The following is an 18,387-nucleotide window of genomic DNA, read 5'->3' on the forward strand; positions in this document are numbered from 1 at the left end:
GGAGGCCTTTTTATAGTTCGGATAAACGAAAAGATCAGCAGATTACTACTAATTCTCCGGAGGCTTTCACTTCTCCTGATTCGTCGGCAGCCTCTACAGCTACTGTAAGAAGTTTTTCTCCGTTTTCTTCTTTTTTACGTTTGATCTTGCCGGAACAAGTTAACTTTTGTCCAGGCTTGGTCATTGCTTTGAAAGTGACTCCGAATTCTTTGATCTGCTTTTGGTCTGCCCAAGAAGTACAAAGTCTTCCGATCTGAGCCATTACGAACATACCATGAGCGATAGTTCCGTCCAATCCGGTCTTACGAGCGAAATCCGGATCGTTATGGATCGGGTTAAAGTCACCGCTCGCTCCCGCATAACGTACTAGGTGCGCGTGCGTAATAGTATCCACTTTTAAAGGAGGGAGCTCTTGTCCTACTTCGTACTTGTCGAATTCAATCTTACTCATCTTAATCCTCCTATCACTGTTCCGGTTTACGGATGAAAATGGACATCTCTGCTTCGATCACAGTTTCACCTTTCGCATTACGAATAGTGGTGCGGAAAGTCATTGTATCCATTTTACCGACAGTTACGTTAACACATTCTCCCTGAGAAGAAACCTTACCGGGATAAAGAGTTTTAACATAATTATATTTTTCTTTTAGATGTAGGATCCTGGAAGTATCGACTCCCATGTTCTCCATATCTTTCCAAATTTTAGGATATCCCCAAAACTGGATCACTGTGGGAAATGTAGGAGGAGCTGGAATGTCCTCGTATCCCGCTTTTTTTGCCGCTTCTAAATCGAAGTATATCGGATTGCTTTCACCGATCGCTAGACAAAACTCTTTTATCTTTCCTCTTTCTACGTCGAATTCGTAGGAGTCGAGTTTTGTGCCGATCAGGTCTTTTGAAATGCCTTTTTCTGCCATAATCCTTTTCCTTTGGATTGGTTTAAAAACCTTCGAAGGATCGAAGATCGTTTATATGGCCCTATTTTTTAGACACCGATCTCACAGGTCCATTGAATTTTTAGTAACGAACGTTCTGTTCGCTCAAACAAGCGCCGACTGAATGGTGTTCATCCGGATGATAAGTGTTGTAAACGGACCCCTCAAGTAAAATTCTGTCCTTGTTCTCATGATTTCTTTTGGTTCCAAACTTTCTAGGATATTGATCCCAATCCTGCTTTGTAATCTTTTGCAGGATTGTAGGCAAATTTTTCCCGGATCGTTTTCAAAAGAAGAAGAGACCATAATCCCTGTTTGGGACGGACTTCGTTCTCTAAAAAAATCTGGAAGTGTATGCAGAGGAAATTCGGAAGAAGCCGTTAAAAAGATCTCTTATCATTATAAAAAAAATCCATCCCGTTATTCGGAACTTCCTCTGAATGAAAAATGGAGAAACACTCAATTAACCATTCTAAAAGATAAACAAACTCTTTTAAACGAATCCAGAGATAGTTTACTCTTATTCCAAAATGGAGGCTGCGATATTTCCTCCGAGTTTATTATTCCTGGAGCAAAACTTTACGATCTACAAAATGTCATTCTGGATTTTTCCACAACTGCACTTTCTTCTTTAGGGGAGAATGTTCCAAGTTCCGGAAAACTGATCGTGAAATTAGGAAATAATGTCGTATTCTCCGAAGATGTACAAAGCCAAGGGAGAGAATGGATCGATCATAAGATCAAGATCCCGGAATCCATTTCCAAATCTTTGGAAGAGGATCCTTCTCTTGTTTGGAATTTTGAATGGGCTCCTAAAAATCAGAACGATCTTTTATTTGTAGGACAGCCTGCATTATATGCTTCAGTAGCCGACCCAAAACTTTGGGGACCTAAAGAAAACATAATATTGATCGTGGTGGATGCACTTAGGCCGGATCGTTTAGGATTCGGCGGTTCACCTGTTCCTACCAGTCCTTATTTGGACGAACTCGCTTCCGACTCTATCGTTTTTGAGAATGCTTACTCTAACGGGAATTGGACCAAGCCGAGTATGATCTCCTTTTTTACTTCTAAGATCGCATCCGAATTGGGTCTCGGAAATGCTTGGTTCTATTCCAGCAATCTTCATAGAAAAATATTCTATTCTAAAAAGCCGGAAACTCTTCCGAACCATCTCAGATCCAAAGGTTATTTAACTGCAAGCCTAATGAATAATGTCTTTCTCCTGGATTATACTGGAGTGGGAGTCGATCTAGGATTTCATAAATTATTCCAACCAGGAAAAGACAAAGACGATACCGAGCTGATACATGCAGAATCCATAAAGTTCCTGAAAGAGAATAAAAACAGAAGATTTTTTCTCCATATTAATATCAACACTCCTCATTATCCTTATCTTCCTGAAAAAAAGTATATGGATATCTTAGCGAAGAAGACGGATCCTAAGATCTGGAATAGTTACGATCCTTATGTAAGAAAGTATATGGCAGAGATCTTATATACGGACGAAGTTATAGGATTAATTTTAGAAGAAGCTAAAAAGACAGGTGCATTCGATAAATCCTGGATCGCAATAGTCGCAGATCATGGAGAATTACAATCCATGGAACATTATTATCATCATCATTTTGTGGCTGAAAATCTTCATGCTCACGGAGAAACACATTACGACGAGGAGATCAAGGTTCCTTGGATCATCCATCCTCCTGCATCAGCAAAATCGAATATTAAAAAAAGAACTTTCCCCGAACAAGTCTCCCTGCTTTCTCTTTTTCCCACTTTAGCCGGAGCATTGGGCTTACCTTGTGATCCGAATTCCTGCGATGGAAATGATTATTCCAAAGCGATCTATGGAGAAGAAGGTCCGCAATCCGAGGACTTTGTATATACCGAAGGAAGATTTTCGGAATCCATTCGGACCAAAGAATACAAACTCATCCGTAGATATCCAGGTTATGATTTTGTAAGAAGGACCAAAGAAGGAGAACCTCATAAAATGTCCGAGGAATTCTATTCCTTGGCTTCAGACCCCGGAGAATTACAAAATCTTTCTGCGAGTAACTCTATACTTCTAACAAAGGCGAGACAGGAATTAGATTCTCATAGTTTAAAGAAAAATGTTTTCAAACTCAGATTGCCTGAATGCGAAAAAGAATGTACTCGTAAGATTGAGATCGGGATCCAAGCTGGAATTTATAAAATACAATCCGATACTCCATTTATTGAAAATAGATTAGAAACAAAGTCCGCTTCTCTCACTGTAAAACAAGCACCAGGCAAAGAAAGTATCCTCTCCTTCTACACAGTAGAACCTGTTTTCGGATTTCGTTTGTCCATTTCCAAGGATGGAAAACCGGAAGATTATAAATCCGGAAAATGGGGAATTCTATCGGAAGCGAGTTCTAAAATTTACAGAGATTCTCCCGAATCAGTTGCTTCTGCAAAACTTCCTTACGAATTCAAAACTTCTAAAATACCTTATTTTTATAACGATGCCGGTCTTTCGGGAAATTCAGAATCTTCGGAGCAGGCAGCGCTAGGAAAAGAAGTCAGAAAAGTATTAGAAAGCTGGGGTTATATCCACGAATAGAATTTGTTTTATAACAAAGTTTCTCCGCCTCTTTTTGCCAAAACTCCTTGCTTTTTCCATATCCTTCGTTATGTTATCCGCTTGCTAATCCAAACAGAAATAGGTGAAAAGAATGAAAGTTAGAAATCTCGTATTTTGTCTTATTCTAATATTCGGTTTTATATCCTGCGGAATTAATCCGGTGGAACGCTGCCAAGACAGAAGAAAAGTTATGAGAGACGCAGTTTGTCAAGCTGTAGGCGCACACGAGCCCGGAACAGAATCCTATAATAGCATCCTTCTTTCCTGCTTAATGGAAAATAATCATTTTAACGAATGCAAAAGTGAAGATTACTTTTAATTCGTATTTTTGCAAAAGGGCAAAAGCCGATATTATTCTAAAACGATGGTGATATCCACTCTTCGGTTTTTCGCCCTGCCTAATTCCGTGGAATTTTCAGTTACAGGTTGAGATTTTCCGTAACCTCTATAAGACATTCTAGTTTCTTCTATTCCATGAGAATCCCTTAACTCTTGCAGAACCGATAATGCCCTGTCCTGGGAAAGTTTGAGATTATATTCTTGGCTTCCTTTATCGTCAGTATGTCCGCCGATCCGAATTTCTCTGTCAGGATATTTTTTCAGAACGTCCGCAATTCTTTCTAAAACCTTTTTGGCTTCCGGTTTTAATTCTGATTTATTATAATCGAAAAGAAGATTATCTAAGGAAAGTACAACACCTTCATTCGATTTTCTGATCTCGACAGGTGCGCGTTCCGGAACTTCTTCTTCCGGATTTCCTTCCCATTCAGGCCATTCCAATCCATTGCTCTTTTTGCCGGTCGGTTTCTTTTTAGGGTAAGTAGTTCCCTCCGGGAACGGACCTAAGATCCTTTTGACTTCTTCTGCTATCTTATCTTTATCGTTTTCGGTAACGGAATTTTGTTTAGAATACACTCCGTGGATCTCGAAAGACATTTCTTGTGCGACCCCGTTCGGGAATACGAATGTGTAAGCAAGTTGGACATATTTGTATTGAGGAATACCTTGCTCGGAATCGAAGAATACTTTTCCTTTTGCAAAACCGTAAATTTTGTAGGGTATATTCTGAGCGATCGGCTCCGATTCTTTCATTAAGTTATAATTATATTCGATTAGGTCAGCATTCCCCTTTTTGCCTGCATATTCCCAGTTTCCCTTACCTTGGTAAATATACTTTGCCTGGACCGGGATCTCTATTCTGGCTGCAGGGAACTGAAAACTTTCAGAAGCGGGTTTGGTCCACTCTTCTCCCACAGTTACTTCTTTCGCGGAGAAACTAGGCAGCGATCTTAGATTGGGCATACTGTATTCGGGAGGAACCGTATATTGGCCCAATTCAGAAATGTTAAATTTACTCTTAAAAGTTTTGTCTTTATAGAATGCAGGATCTAATTCAGGAAATTTAATATATGTATCGAATATTGCTGAAAAATCGCAACCTTCCTTTTTGCAGCTAGTCGCCTTTAACAAAATTCGATTTTTATCTTCTCTATTGATAACTCTAAGGCCTTGCCTGGCCTTTACTCTATGGTATTCATTCAATTCCAGATCGTCTCCGGATCTCATTTTCCATCGGAACAGTATTGGAGTTTCGGAAAATATATAAGAGGGAATTAAGAAGAAGAAGATGAGGAGCCCTCTGAATGCCATATCTATAGTTTCGAAAAATTTCCCCAAAAACTTAGAAAGGAATCTCAAAAAATGGGTCTCTTTCCAGGATATTTAGACTAAAAGGGCCCAGGTTTCTGCTCTGAAAAGTGATTTTAGGGCCTTCTATTCTAAACGTAAGAACTTGACAAGCAGGCGGTAAAAATTCATCCAATTAGTTCGTGATTCCTCATTTCCATGAGATCGTATTTTTCGGAGTTCTGTTTTGTATGCTTCTATCTGTGGCATGCCTGCTCCGACCGGAGAAATCTGCCGGTTTAAAGATCTTATCTTTATTATCATTTTGTGTTTCTATCCAGTTCTTATATGTTTATTTTCTTTTGAAGGGGATTTATTTCGAACCTTCGTTTTTAAATCATCTTCATATTCCATTCGCATGGTTTTTAGGACCCGGAATGTACAGTTTGTATTCTGTTACGGTTCGAGAGGAGAAGTTCACAGCATTCGAAAGGAGTTTTTATCTTCCAGGAATACTTCTTCTTATCTTGTTCCCTGTACTCTATTTAGTTTTGCCTCAAATCTTTGAGAGCAGACCTGTAGATTATTTCGAAAAGGGCTCCACCAGTTGGTCGGATATCCTGCTGTTAGGCGCCTATTCCGCGAATTTGGTATTTTATTCTTCTATCGTTTGGCAGACAAGAGCCGCTTTCAGATTGGAAAGACTGAAAAAAGATGCGGGTGCGAGGATACTTCTGTTCGTTATAATCGGAAGCGGAAGTGTAACTTCTATCCTTGTTATCTCTTATTTGATCAGAGATATTCATTTATTATTCATTTCCGTTCTAAGCACGGTCATCTACGCGGTCGCAGGTTATCTGGCACAAATTTATGCGCCTGAAGTTTTCAGCGAGATGGGACCTTCTATGAGAGATGCATATCGTAACTCCAGATTAGAAGGTGTGGACACATCCGATCTGGAAAATCGTTTAGAAAGTTTGATGTCAAAAGAAAAATTATACCTGCAGGAAGATCTTTCCCTTTCCACACTCGCTAATCAGTTAGACATCAAACCATATCAACTTTCAGAATTTCTAAACCAAAGAAAAGGAACTAACTTTGCAAAGTTCGTGAACGGTTTCAGAGTAGCGGAAGCAGTTCGTATATTACAAAAAGAAGAAGGAGCCAATATTCTCTCCGTCGCTTACAGATCCGGCTTCAATTCAAAGGCGACTTTCAATCTTGCATTCAAATCTATACAAGGCGTTTCTCCTAGAGAGTATCTTAGAAAATCTAAAGTCTCTTAATTGAACGAACGTTCTTCTCTGAATTTGTTCAAATAAAAAATTAAGACCTTTTAATTTGTCCAAGATTCGAATCCAAGACGACCCTCACTGATAACTGTCTTATACTCCATCTTCATAAATTAGCTAAAAGTCAAAGACTGAAAAAGCGTATGGAGAATAGTGATGAGAAAAATATACCGAACGTTAGTTATGCGATTTTGCATACTAATGATGATCGTGGGAGGATCTTTTTACTCTTGTAAAAGTGATTCTTCCCAAAATGCGGAAGCTGCAGCCCTCTTAGCTTCCTTAGATCCAAGCCTGGCTCAAGCTTCCGGAAACAAAGGTGTTTCCGAGTTAGAAGATTCAAGCGGTCAGATCCAAAACGCATTCGCGCAAGAGAGCGACGGAAGTTTCACTTTCGACAATACCATTAAGGTAACTGCAAACGACGGAGTTGTGTTAGAAGCCAGCCTTTTCACACCTTCTACCCCTTCCGCTACCGGAAAATACCCAACGGTAATTTTCGTTAATAGCTGGGCGTTGAATAAATACGAGTATCTGGTTCCTGCCGCAAAACTCGCTAAAAAGGGATATATTGTTCTCTCTTATAGCACAAGAGGTTTCGGGGCTTCCGGAGGACTCATTGATACTGCCGGTCCAAAAGACAGAGCGGATCTTAGCAAAATTATCGATTGGCTGCTTGCAAACACTCAAACCGATTCCGCAAATATCGGTATTTCAGGTATCTCTTATGGTGCCGGAATTTCTTTAGCGGGTGTGAGCACCGAACCTAGAATTAAAACTGCTGTTGCAATGAGCGGCTGGGGAAATCTCAAACGTTCTCTTTATGGCAACGATACTCCTAGATTGATCTGGGGATTATTGCTTGTCGCTTCCAGCTATATCACAGGAAAACCTGATCCGATCATCGCGCAAAATTTCGGAAAACTTTTACAGCATACGGATATCGATTCTGTGACCACATGGGCAGCGGATCGTTCTCCTGAAACTTTTGTAGGACAGTTGAATGCTTCTGCAGGTAAATCGGTTCTGATCTCGAATAACTTCGAGGACTATTTATTTAACCCGAACGCGGTTTTGGATTATTATTCTAAGATCACTGTTCCTAAAAAACTTTTAATGAACGAAGGGATCCATGCTTCCGCAGAAATCGGGGGTATCCTAGGTTTTTCCGGTACAGTTTGGGATAACGCATACGATTGGTTCGATTATTGGTTGAAAGGGATCAATAACGGGATCATGGACAAACCTCAGGTTACTTTCCAAAAACGTTTTGCAGGACCTAGAGTGACTCTTCCTTCTTGGCCTTCTCCTACCGTTTCCGATAAAACTTTTTATCTGAAACCTAGAGGTCTATTCACTAACGGAGAGATCGGTACAAGCCAAAACACTACCGTTACTAATACCGGAATTCTTTCCGGAGCGGACACTGCTGCGAGCACCGGATTTCCTTTACTTGCGGATATTCTTGCTTCTCACGCGGATATTCCTGTGACAACCAATTTAGCTTTAGTAAGCAGAGTGAACGGTATCGTTTACCAATCTTCTAACCTAAGTTCTACGTTGAAGATCAGAGGTAAAATGTTCTGGAACGGAAGGATCTCTTCCAGCTTAGGAAAGGCTAACGTGAACGTTTACTTCTACGATGTAGACAAATACGGCACTGCTACCTTGATCACTCATGGTACATCTACTATTTTCGATGCTGGATGGTACGAAACAAAAGATATGTCTATCGATCTAAATGCGGTAGCGTATGATGTTCCTGCAGGAAATAAGATCGCGATCGCTATCGATACTTTCGATTCCCAATACGCGGTGCCTACTGTGCTGATTTATGGTCTGGATGTGAAACACTCCAAAACCCCGCAAACCACTTTAGTGATCCAATCGGAGAATTAATTTCGGTTTTCCATTCCCCTTTTTTAACGGCGGGCTTGCCCGCCTTTTTTTATGCCTCTCTTTCCTTTCTCCACTGGATATAATCAGGCAATTCCACTAGTTCTATAAATCCTTCCTCTTCAGGATCGTCAGGAAGCATTCCAATCTCGTAATATCCTATTTCTTTGGTATAAGTATCTTCGCCGAGAAGAGCTTCTAATAATAAGCCGACTGCTTTTTTGAGATGAGGACTGGATTCTACATTCGGAAAATCAGGGAAACAGATCCGAACTCCGAAACTTTTAGGAAGACTTGTATTCTCTAAAGGCAGAAACCAGATCTCTTCCGAATCTAATTCCAGTCCTTCGTGAAATATGACTGTACCTTTTTCTTGGTACTGGTCTACGGAAAATACGTCCCAGCCTGAAATTTCAGGAGCGAGGTCTACGAATCTTTCCGCTTCCGCATAAAGATCCTCGTCTCCTGCTGTCACGACTGTGAATTCGTGAGGACTTTCATCTCCCCCACCGATCTCGAAAAAAAACTCGGAATTCACTTCCTGAAGTCGATCCATCAGATCGTCCAAAAGGCGATCTCTTTCTTTATCATCCAGGTCATCTAGTTTAGTGTAATACCGGCTGTTTTGGGAAAACCAGGTCCAAAACTTTTCCGCTTTTTCTTCCATTCATCCGCCTCAGTCACGAATCTGTCGGAATTTCCAACCAAGAGACTCGATAAAAATATCCGAATGTATGGAAAGATTGTTTAAAGGGAAAGAATTATTTTCCGATTTCCGAATCTATCCAACGTAAATACTTTTGATTCGCCTCTTTGATTTCCCAGGAAACAATACATGGGACCGTGTAACTATGTAGCTCCGAAATTCTTGCTACGACTTTTTCCGCCTCAGAATCTTTGGTTTTTAACAAAAGAACCGTTTCCTGATTATGCTCCAATCTTCCATGCCATCTATAAATGGATTTCATTCCAGGGATCAAATTTGCGCAGGCTACCAGTTTTTCGTTTACTAAAGTTTCCGCGATCTCTAAAGCCTCGGTTTCGTTCTTCGTGGTGACGTAAAAAGTTCGATAGCTCATACCATAGTGATACTCCCGGAATTGAATTGTTTCAAGATGATTCTTCCGAATTCGCAAAACGAAAGTCCTAAAAGTTGAGGTAAAATTCTCGACAAAGCCGCCCTCCAAATTAAGAAATTCGCAATGGCTTCCAAAAAATCGCCGAATCTTATCTTTAAAAAATCGTATGACGCATTAGCGCTGAACTCGGCGTTTTTCGGCTTCTATGCTCACTCAGGTTTTTCTCTAGGACTAAAAGAGATCGGTTTCAAACCGGCTGCGATCGCGGGTTCTAGTTCAGGAGCTTTGATCGGTTCCTTAGTCTCTGCAGGAATTCCCCCCGAAGAGATCACAAGGTTTATTCTTACTTTGCAAAAAAGCGATTTTTGGGACGGGAACTTTTTCAGTCAGTTCTTGAAACCGTTTAAAAAAGGACTTAAAAATTATTCAGGCATTCTTTCCGGAAAAAAGATCAGGACCTTATTAGAACCTTATTTAGGAGGTAAGGATATTTCAGAGATGCCTATTAAAATGGGGATCGCAGTTTCTAATCTTACAAAAGGTATCAGAGAATTAAAGACCGAAGGGAATATCGTAGATATGATCATGGCCTCCATGACATTCCCCATTTTATTCGAAATTCCAAACCTAAAAGGAGAGGAATTTTTAGATGGTGGTGTTGCGGATGCGGAACCGATCAAAGAATTTATATTGGATCCAAGTATCAAAAGGATCGTGATCCACGATATTGAGAACCGCAAGCCTGTTTCTGATAAAATTCTAATGAGGGCTTTCGACTCTTGCGTAAGTGTGATCGCAAGTGAGACTAGAGATCTTAAAGAATTATTAGCTAAGAAGTATGGTAAAAAAATTATCAGAGTAGTGACCAATACTCCTTATCTTCATCCGAACAAAATGGAAAACGGAAGATTAGCTTTGGAGTTGGGTAGAAGGTCCGCTCATTTTATGAAATCCCAAATATTAGGGACCTAAATACAAAAGCCGCTCGACAAGAGACAAAGTGGTGATTGCTAATACTAGTTTTTTCATTTGGAATTCTTCCTTTTCCTTAATTCCACCTTCCGTTTTCGCTTCCGGTGTGCAAAAGACCATACCATAAAAGCATCTGTTTTACAAGCAAAAATTATGTTATAACAGATAAAAATTCCGTAATTACGCACGGGCGACCAAAAGAGTCAGAAATGGGCCTGTGGGAAAAAATAGCTGACAATGAGGGGAGGATCTTATGAATAAGAAACGGGAGTCTTCGGACTCCTATCGTCGCTTCACTCTTATATCCGGTGCGGTCTGACCTGCCGGATTCTTTTTTGAAGACCGACTTACACATAGTTCTTCTTTAGCTATATTGAAATAAAAAGGGCCTCCTTTACGGGAGGCCCTTTTTGTCGCTGCACTCTTATATCCAGTGCTGACGTCAATAAACCCTTTCGGGATTATTTTTTTGCTTCTTTTTTAGCGTCAGCCTTATGTGCTTCTTTCTTTGCTTCCTCTTTTTTAGGAGCCTCTTTTTTCTCTTCTGCGCTTAGTGCGAAAGCTGCAACGAGAGCAAGAGTCGTAAGCGCTAATACTAGTTTTTTCATGGAAACATCCTTTTAATTGTTTTGGCCTCGGTAAAATCCCGAGACCGAGGTTAAAGATAATCCGGAAAAGTTCTGACCGCCCACAATCAAAATTCGAAAGCTTATATAAAATTTCGCTAATCTAACCTTCTTCTTTTTTTATAAAACATATTTAAAAGAAGGATTTGAAACCTTCAAAATGGAACGAAATGAAAACTCATTCGGGTCTCAGATGAAGAGAGTTTTTCGCTCGGCATTTCCCGATTGGAAATTTATTTCCAAAACCTGGATCCGAAACCGATGCCGTCTTTTCGGCATTTAAAGGATTTCAGGATTCTTCTCATACCCTTTAATCCAATCGTACGTTCTTGACTCGGTACCCTTCCGCTTAGAACCTGTTCCCAGGGTTCATACATCGCGTCTCCCGCAGATTACCCTCATTCCAATTAAGGTTATAGTTATAATGGATTTCGCTCTTTCAGACGATCAAAAAGCGCTTAGAGGTCTTGCCAGAGATTTTGCAAAAAATGAGATCCGCCCAAAAGCGGAACATCACGATAAAACGGGAGAATATCCTCTTCAGATCTTGAAAAAGGCCTGGGAAATCGGATTAATGAATATCCATATTCCGGAAAAATATAACGGAGCCGGAATGACCGAATTAGATGATACGATCATCGGTGAGGAATTATTCTGGGGTTGTTCTGCGATGGCGACCGCTATCCTTGCAAACAATTTGGCATTAGCGCCTGTGCTTATCGGAGCAAGTGACGAAGTTCTGAAAAAATGGATCCAACCTATGACGGAACAATTCCAACTATGCGCTTATGCAGTTACCGAACCTGGCGCGGGTTCAGACGTTGCAGGTATCCGCACTACTGCAAGAAAAGTTGGAGATGAATATATCATCAACGGTTCCAAGATGTGGATCACTAACGCAGGTTATGCGGATTGGTTTTTCGTTCTTACCAAAACCGATGCTGCTGCAGGTCATAAAGGTATCACTGGATTTATAGTTAGTTCCAAAACTCCTGGTGTTGTCATTGGCAAAAAAGAATTGAACATGGGACAAAGATGTTCCGACACAAGAGGGATCACTTTTGAAGAAGTGAAGGTCCATAAAAGCCAAATGATCGGTAAAGAAGGCGATGGATTTAAGATCGCAATGGGAGCATTCGATCATACTCGCCCTGGAGTTGCGACTGGAGCGGTAGGTGTTGCAAAAGCTGCTATGGAACATGCATTAGAATATGCTAAAACTAGAACCGCTTTCGGTAAACCTATCATAGAGAACCAAGCTATTTCTTTTATGATCGCCGAGATGGCAAGAGATATAGAAGCGGGAAGACTTCTTTGCCATCAAGCAGCTTGGTTGATCGATAACGGTTACAGAAATACATACCAAGCTTCCATCGCTAAAGCATTCTGCGCCGACGCTTGTATGAGAATTACGACTGACGCAGTTCAAGTGTTAGGCGGTTACGGTTTTAACTCGGAGTATCCGGTTGAAAAACTGATGAGAGACGCTAAAATTTTCCAAATTTACGAAGGAACTTCTCAGATCCAAAGATTGATCATCTCTCGTTACCTGACAGAAGGTAAAGGGATAGAAGGACCGAACCTCTGAAGGAATTTTCCTTAACATACGAAGAATTCCTGGAGAAAACAAAATCCGGGAATCTAATCCCTGTTTTCAAACAAGTCTTCTTGGATTTGGAAACCCCGGTGTCTCTTTTTGCAAAATGGGGAGGCACCGAGGCCAAACATTCTTTTCTTCTAGAATCGGTAGAAGGCGGAGAGAATGTAGGCAGGAATTCCTTCTTAGGAAAAGATCCGTACAGATTGCTCTATGGAAAGAACGGTCTATTCTACGTTTCCAAAAGAAAAGAACCCGAAACAGAGATCATCACTTATGATCCGTTATTCCTATTGGAATATTCTATGGGAGACGATAAATACGTTCCGGATCATAGACTTCCTTCTTTCCAAGGTGGCGCAGTAGGTTTTCTTTCCTTTGGTGCTGTTCGTTATTATGAAAATATTCCGGATACTAAACCGGAAGATGAACCTGCTCCGGACGCATACTTTGCTTTATATGATGAAGTCCTGGTAGTAGACCATGTGGATCGACTTTTAAGGATCGTTGTAAATGCACGACTTTCAGAATACGAAGATCCTAAAGCTTGTTACGAAGCTACATTAGAAAGAATTGATGCGATTGAAAAAGAGATTCGAGAAGGAGAACTTCCTAACTGGGTAGCACATCCGGTAGAATCTAAAGAGAAGTTAGAATACACTCCTAATATTCCCGACGAAGATTATAAAAAAGCGGTCCAGAAGGCGAAGGAATATATTTACGCGGGAGATATTTTCCAAGTAGTTCCTTCTAGAAAGTTGGAATTCCGACCAGGTGTCCCTCCTTTCCAAGTGTATCGAGGATTAAGAACCGTAAATCCAAGTCCTTATATGTATTTCCTAAAGTTGGACGATATTTCCTTAGTGGGATCTTCTCCCGAGATCATGGTAAAATGTAAGGATAGAAAAACGTACCTTAGACCGATCGCTGGAACAAGACCAAGAGGAGCTAATCCGGAAGCGGACAGACTTTTGGAAGAAAATCTTTTGGCGGATCCTAAAGAGATCGCTGAACATATCATGCTCGTGGACCTGGGAAGAAATGACTTAGGTAGGGTTTGCGAAGCGGGAAGTGTCCGTGTAGAAGATTTCAAAATTATAGAAAAATATTCCCACGTTATGCATATCGTGAGCCAATGTTCCGGCATTTTAGAAGAAGGTAAATCTGTTTATGACCTTCTCCGCGCTACTCTTCCCGCAGGAACGGTATCAGGCGCACCTAAGATCAGAGCTATGGAGATCATAGACGAGTTAGAAAGGACCCGAAGAGGTATTTATTCCGGAGCCTTAGGTTATATTTCCTACCAAGGAGATACCGATATGGCTATCGTGATCCGTACCATTTCCTTTTATGGAGAGAAGGCATTCGTCCAAGCAGGCGGTGGAGTGGTTTATGATTCCTCTCCCGAAGGCGAATTGGAAGAGACCAAAAATAAAATGGCCGCTTTACTTAGAGCAGTAGACTTCGCAAGGAACGGATTGAAAGGAGAATGGAATAGATGATCCTTCTCGTAGACAATTACGATTCTTTTACATACAATCTGTATCAGTATTTTTCACAGATCGGCAATAAGGTAGAAGTTTACCGAAACGACAAAATTGATCTGAACGAGATCAAAAGATTGGCTCCGAAAGGAATTATCTTAAGTCCTGGCCCTGGACGTCCTGAAGATTCTGGAGTTTGTATCGATATTTTAAAAGAACTGGCGGGACAATTACCGATCTTAGGTGTATGTTTAGGTCACCAAGCAATCGGTCTTGTCCATGGCGGAAAGATAGTAAACGCTCCTAATATCATGCACGGTAAAGTCAGCTTGATAGAACATGACGGTAAGGATATTTATAAGTCCTTGCCTTCTCCATTTTTAGCTACCAGATATCATTCTCTTGTGATCCAACCGGAAAGTCTTCCGGACGTGCTTGAAGTCTCCTCCAAGACGGAAGACGGGATTATCATGGGAGTACGTCATAAAACAAAACCTCATTTATATGGAGTTCAATTCCATCCCGAGTCTATCATGACACAAAACGGATTGGAACTGGTGAGAAACTTTTCTCGAATCGTTTCAGAAGCATAAATCGAATGAAAATTTTTTTCCGCTTAATGAGCTATTCAGTACGTTATAAGTACAGATTTTCATTAGGTATTGCGTTCGCTCTTCTTACTGCCGTCTTAAATGCAGTCTCATTAACTTCTATCATTCCTTTATTCGATACTATGGCTGCGGATCCGAACACCCGCTTCCAATTCGAATTTACGGAAGCGGAGCAGGAGATCATCGCTAAAGAAGAATCCAATTTAGAGATCCGTTTAAATCCGGTAGAAAGAGCTAAAAAAGTCCTTATCGACGTTAAAAGATGGTCTAACGGACGCACTAAGTATATGGAACCTAAGGAAGTGGTCTGGGCGGTTTGTCTTTTGATCCTTCCTTTATACGGACTCAAACTGATCACATATCTTGCCTCGGTATATTGTCTTGCGACTGCGGGCTATTGGGCCGTGCGGGATATACGACAGGAATTATTCGAGAAGAACCAAATGCTCCCTCTCACTTTTTTCTTTAAGGAAAAAACGGGACTTTTGATGAGTAGGATCATCAACGATGTAGAAGTCGTGGCAGCGGTTATCTCTTCCAATTTTAGAGATGCTACTATCAATTTTTTCTATGTGATCACTCACCTTCTAGTATTACTTTATTTGAATACGGAACTTCTTCTTATCGCTTGCGGGACCGTACCTTTGATCATTCTGCCGGTAACATTATTCACTAAAAAGATCACAAGGTCCACGGAAAGATTCCAAGAGAAACTGGCGGATCTAAACGCGAATTTACAAGAAATGATCTCCGGAATTAAAGTGATCCGTGTTTTTAATACGGAGAAGTATGAGAAGGAAAAATTCCAGAAGATCAATCAGAACGTTTATCGCAGGAATTTTAAAGGACAGTATTATCTGCAGATCGCCCCGAGCTTAGTGGAATTGACTTCTTCTTTAGTTGCTCTTGGATTTTTTGCATTAGGCGCAAGGTATATTCTCGCAGGAAACGTCGGCTCACCATTCACAGTGGGACAGTTCATGGTATTCCTTCTGACATTACTTTTCCTTCTACGCCCGTTAACACAGCTATCACAAATGGTGGGAAAAATTTCCCAGGCAATCATCGCAGGAAGAAGGATCTTTGAGATCATAGATCTGGAAACGGAAGATCACAGTGAAGATGAAAAAGTAAAAGTAGAAAGAGTCACAGACTCCATCCAGTTCAAAGGGATCAACTTCGCTTATCCTGGAACAAATGCAGAAGTTCTCAAAGACATTAACTTGAACGTCAAAGTGGGAGAAACGATCGCAATCGTAGGCGCAAGCGGCTGCGGTAAGTCCACATTGATGGACTTAATTCCTAGATTCTTCGATCCTAGCGTCGGATCAATCGAGTTTGACGGACAGAACATCAAAGATCTTTCTCTTTCGGATCTCCGTGGAAAGATAGGTATCGTAACACAGGATATTTTTCTATTTCATGGAAAAGTGGCGGATAATATAGCCTACGGAAAACCGGGAGCTTCTCGTAAAGATGTGATACGAGCTGCAAGACTTGCTCACGCTCACGACTTTATCAAACAAATGGACAATGGATACGATAGTATCTTGGGAGTGAGAGGTTTAAATCTTTCAGGCGGACAAAGACAAAGACTTGTGATCGCAAGAGCCTTATTAAGAGATCCTGAAATTATGATCCTGGACGAAGCAACTTCTGCATTAGACGCTGAGTCAGAAAGATTGGTAAGCGATGCATTCCGCAGATTATTCGCAAACCGTACCACATTCGTGATCGCACATAGACTTTCCACGATCAAAGATATTCCACGCATACTCGTTATGGACAACGGAAGAATTGTAGAAGAAGGAAATCATTCTTCTCTAATGGAACAAAACGGTCTTTATCGAAAACTTACAGATAACCAATACGCCGGAGCGGGGATGTTACCTTGAAACCATTAGTTCTTGTAGTGGACGACAATGATCGTTATGCGAATAATCTAAAAACTTATCTCCAAGAAAATGGATGCGAAGTTCTTCGTGCGATAGATGCATCCCAAGGCTGGGATCTTTATCTCGCGAATAAACAAAAACTTAAAGCTGTCATCACAGATATCACGATGGAAACCCAAACATCCGGACTTTGGATGATCCGCAAAATTTACCAAGATGGATTCGCAGGGATTAAAGTGATCGCCACTACCGGATTTGATGTTTCCGGAGTAATGGCAGTAAGCAAATATTTCCTTCCTTGGTTTGCGGGCGTACAATACATGATCCCTAAGGTCCCGTTAAAAAAAGGGGAAGTAGTCCTTCTACCTACGAACGGCGCTTCTTCCGATTTTTTGTCCCAGCTAAAGTCCTAAAGCCAAAGATTATATATTCTATTTTTATTATGTTCTGGGACCAAAACGGTTTCCGGCTTTCCGTTCCGTAAAATAAAAGCCCGGCCGTCCGCTTCCAGATCCCAGAGTTTTCCCTGTAAAAATACATTGATCCCGTTCTTAAATCCGGATCGAGAAGCTCGAGTTTCCAACGCATATTTTTTCCAGGCCTGCCCTTCCGTGATCTTACCGATATCTTTTGGATCCACATCGGAAGGATTTTTTTCTCCATTATACCCTGCCCAAGCCTGATCCCAAACCGGAGTCTCTCCTCGATTTATATAAGAAGGAACTGCTACAAAATCCGCACCGGATCCTTTTAGATTCGAATAAGATTCAGGATACCAAGAGTCCGCACAAACCAAAACTCCCATTTTCCCTGCAGGTGTATCTATGACTGTTCCCGGTTTTAAATTAGAATCTAAGAACGGTTTCTCTTCTTCCGTTAAAAACTTTTTGCGAATTGGTTCCCCCAAAACAGAACCATCTTTTCCGAACACAAAACTCGTATTAAATAAAGAAGTAGTGCCTAAAACTATCTTTCCATTCCGAACAGAAGGAGAAGGTAAAACGATGGATCCCGCCAATATGCTTACTTTGTATTTTTGGGCAAGTGCGGAGAAGGTATCCCCATAGATCTCCCTCATCTTATCCGCTTTGATCTTAAATATAGCCGCTTGTATCTTATCATTCTCCTTCGAAGTGAAGAAGTGATACAAAAAAGAAAAAGGATTTCGAAGAATGAAATAGATCATCCCGGATTGCAGGTCTGGAGAAGTATATAAAGAAGATTTTTCTCCCGAAACAACGAGCCAGGTCCCGTAATATTCCGGAAAAACGAAAATTGTCTTATCAGTGATCCATCCGGATCGTTTTGCATGTATAAAATAAGACTCAGTCTTTTCTAAAAATCTTTTTTGATTAGAATAATCACCTGGAAGCATAAAAGGTTCTACTCCTATTAGGTTTCCCTTACTAGAATCCTTTCCATAAGAGTAAGAACTGATCTCAAGAGCCTTCTCTTCAGGTGAATTTCCTAAAAAAGAATACGCCCATACCAAATATGCGCAGACTAATGACAGAACCCCATAAAACGAATATCTCTTCATACAACCTCTTCTTTATACGTCAAAATAACTTAACGTTTTACTAATAAATAGTAAACAATTGTTCATTTATTTTAAATTCATTCAACTCAAGATAGAATATTCTGAACAATAATCAAATACAATTAACGAACGATCGTTAACTAACTTATTTAACTAACAAATGTTCATCAGCATAATAATTATACATTCATATTATAAAATAGGAAAATAGATATGTATAGCA

The 18,387-nt window shown here is 40.6% G+C and carries 16 protein-coding genes; 9 read left to right on the forward strand and 7 right to left on the reverse strand.

Features of this window, described 5'->3' with window-relative positions:
* Positions 1 to 34 precede the first annotated feature (34 nt).
* Both EHR06_RS13990 and EHR06_RS13995 read right to left on the reverse strand, forming a co-directional pair.
* Entirely contained in the window at positions 35 to 451 is a 417-nt protein-coding gene (locus EHR06_RS13990; RefSeq protein ID WP_086447269.1) for a MaoC family dehydratase, read from the reverse strand.
* 13 nt (positions 452 to 464) lie between these two features.
* On the reverse strand, positions 465 to 917 hold the full coding sequence (locus tag EHR06_RS13995) for an FAS1-like dehydratase domain-containing protein (protein ID WP_100708333.1): 453 nt from the start codon (positions 915 to 917) through the stop codon (positions 465 to 467).
* 208 nt (positions 918 to 1,125) lie between these two features.
* Between EHR06_RS13995 and EHR06_RS14000 the strand changes: the two genes are divergently transcribed.
* Positions 1,126 to 3,525, forward strand: a complete 2,400-nt coding sequence (locus tag EHR06_RS14000) for a sulfatase family protein (RefSeq protein ID WP_135757572.1) — start codon at positions 1,126 to 1,128, stop codon at positions 3,523 to 3,525.
* 372 nt (positions 3,526 to 3,897) lie between these two features.
* On the opposite strand, the gene EHR06_RS14010 is transcribed toward EHR06_RS14000, so the two are convergent.
* Positions 3,898 to 5,196, reverse strand: a complete 1,299-nt coding sequence (locus EHR06_RS14010; RefSeq protein ID WP_135758058.1) for an OmpA family protein — start codon at positions 5,194 to 5,196, stop codon at positions 3,898 to 3,900.
* A 227-nt stretch (positions 5,197 to 5,423) separates the two neighbouring features.
* Here EHR06_RS14010 and EHR06_RS14015 point away from each other — a divergent pair, with 227 nt between their 5' ends.
* Entirely contained in the window at positions 5,424 to 6,458 is a 1,035-nt protein-coding gene (locus EHR06_RS14015) for a helix-turn-helix domain-containing protein (RefSeq protein ID WP_135758059.1), read from the forward strand.
* Between the two features lie 207 nt (positions 6,459 to 6,665).
* Positions 6,666 to 8,363, forward strand: a complete 1,698-nt coding sequence (locus EHR06_RS14020) for a CocE/NonD family hydrolase (RefSeq protein WP_135758060.1) — start codon at positions 6,666 to 6,668, stop codon at positions 8,361 to 8,363.
* Positions 8,364 to 8,412: 49 nt separating this feature from the next.
* Here EHR06_RS14020 and EHR06_RS14025 read toward each other — a convergent pair whose 3' ends face one another.
* Both EHR06_RS14025 and cutA read right to left on the reverse strand, forming a co-directional pair.
* A complete protein-coding gene (locus EHR06_RS14025) occupies positions 8,413 to 9,027 on the reverse strand; it encodes a hypothetical protein (RefSeq protein ID WP_135757574.1) in 615 nt (204 codons plus the stop codon).
* A gap of 94 nt (positions 9,028 to 9,121) precedes the next feature.
* Positions 9,122 to 9,439: a divalent-cation tolerance protein CutA gene (gene cutA, locus EHR06_RS14030; protein ID WP_135757575.1), complete on the reverse strand. Its 318-nt coding sequence runs from the start codon at positions 9,437 to 9,439 to the stop codon at positions 9,122 to 9,124.
* 123 nt (positions 9,440 to 9,562) lie between these two features.
* Here cutA and EHR06_RS14035 point away from each other — a divergent pair, with 123 nt between their 5' ends.
* A complete protein-coding gene (locus EHR06_RS14035; protein WP_135757576.1) occupies positions 9,563 to 10,411 on the forward strand; it encodes a patatin-like phospholipase family protein in 849 nt (282 codons plus the stop codon).
* A 461-nt stretch (positions 10,412 to 10,872) separates the two neighbouring features.
* Here the strand turns inward: EHR06_RS14035 and EHR06_RS19160 are convergent, their stop codons facing one another.
* On the reverse strand, positions 10,873 to 11,019 hold the full coding sequence (locus EHR06_RS19160) for a hypothetical protein (RefSeq protein WP_167492302.1): 147 nt from the start codon (positions 11,017 to 11,019) through the stop codon (positions 10,873 to 10,875).
* Positions 11,020 to 11,461: 442 nt separating this feature from the next.
* Between EHR06_RS19160 and EHR06_RS14040 the strand changes: the two genes are divergently transcribed.
* The 5 genes from EHR06_RS14040 to EHR06_RS14060 all read left to right on the forward strand — a co-directional run bounded on the left by EHR06_RS14040 (position 11,462) and on the right by EHR06_RS14060 (position 17,037).
* A complete protein-coding gene (locus EHR06_RS14040; RefSeq protein WP_135757577.1) occupies positions 11,462 to 12,625 on the forward strand; it encodes an acyl-CoA dehydrogenase family protein in 1,164 nt (387 codons plus the stop codon).
* Between the two features lie 86 nt (positions 12,626 to 12,711).
* A complete protein-coding gene (gene trpE / locus EHR06_RS14045; RefSeq protein ID WP_167492310.1) occupies positions 12,712 to 14,136 on the forward strand; it encodes an anthranilate synthase component I in 1,425 nt (474 codons plus the stop codon).
* Positions 14,133 to 14,711 (forward strand): anthranilate synthase component II, encoded by a 579-nt coding sequence (locus EHR06_RS14050; RefSeq protein WP_135757579.1) that lies wholly within the window; start codon positions 14,133 to 14,135, stop codon positions 14,709 to 14,711. The genes trpE and EHR06_RS14050 overlap by 4 nt, the downstream gene beginning before the upstream one ends.
* A 5-nt stretch (positions 14,712 to 14,716) precedes the next feature.
* Positions 14,717 to 16,624 carry an ABC transporter ATP-binding protein gene (locus EHR06_RS14055; protein ID WP_135757580.1) on the forward strand — a complete coding sequence of 636 codons (1,908 nt, stop codon included), beginning with the start codon at positions 14,717 to 14,719 and terminating at the stop codon, positions 16,622 to 16,624.
* Positions 16,621 to 17,037 (forward strand): response regulator, encoded by a 417-nt coding sequence (locus EHR06_RS14060; protein WP_135757581.1) that lies wholly within the window; start codon positions 16,621 to 16,623, stop codon positions 17,035 to 17,037. The genes EHR06_RS14055 and EHR06_RS14060 overlap by 4 nt, the downstream gene beginning before the upstream one ends.
* Here the strand turns inward: EHR06_RS14060 and EHR06_RS14065 are convergent.
* A complete protein-coding gene (locus EHR06_RS14065) occupies positions 17,034 to 18,164 on the reverse strand; it encodes a carbon-nitrogen hydrolase family protein (RefSeq protein ID WP_135757582.1) in 1,131 nt (376 codons plus the stop codon). The two genes, EHR06_RS14060 and EHR06_RS14065, sit on opposite strands and share 4 nt — an antisense overlap.
* Positions 18,165 to 18,387 lie beyond the last annotated feature (223 nt).

Origin of the sequence: Leptospira dzoumogneensis, from assembly GCF_004770895.1 — a bacterium.
GTDB lineage: Bacteria > Spirochaetota > Leptospiria > Leptospirales > Leptospiraceae > Leptospira_B > Leptospira_B dzoumogneensis.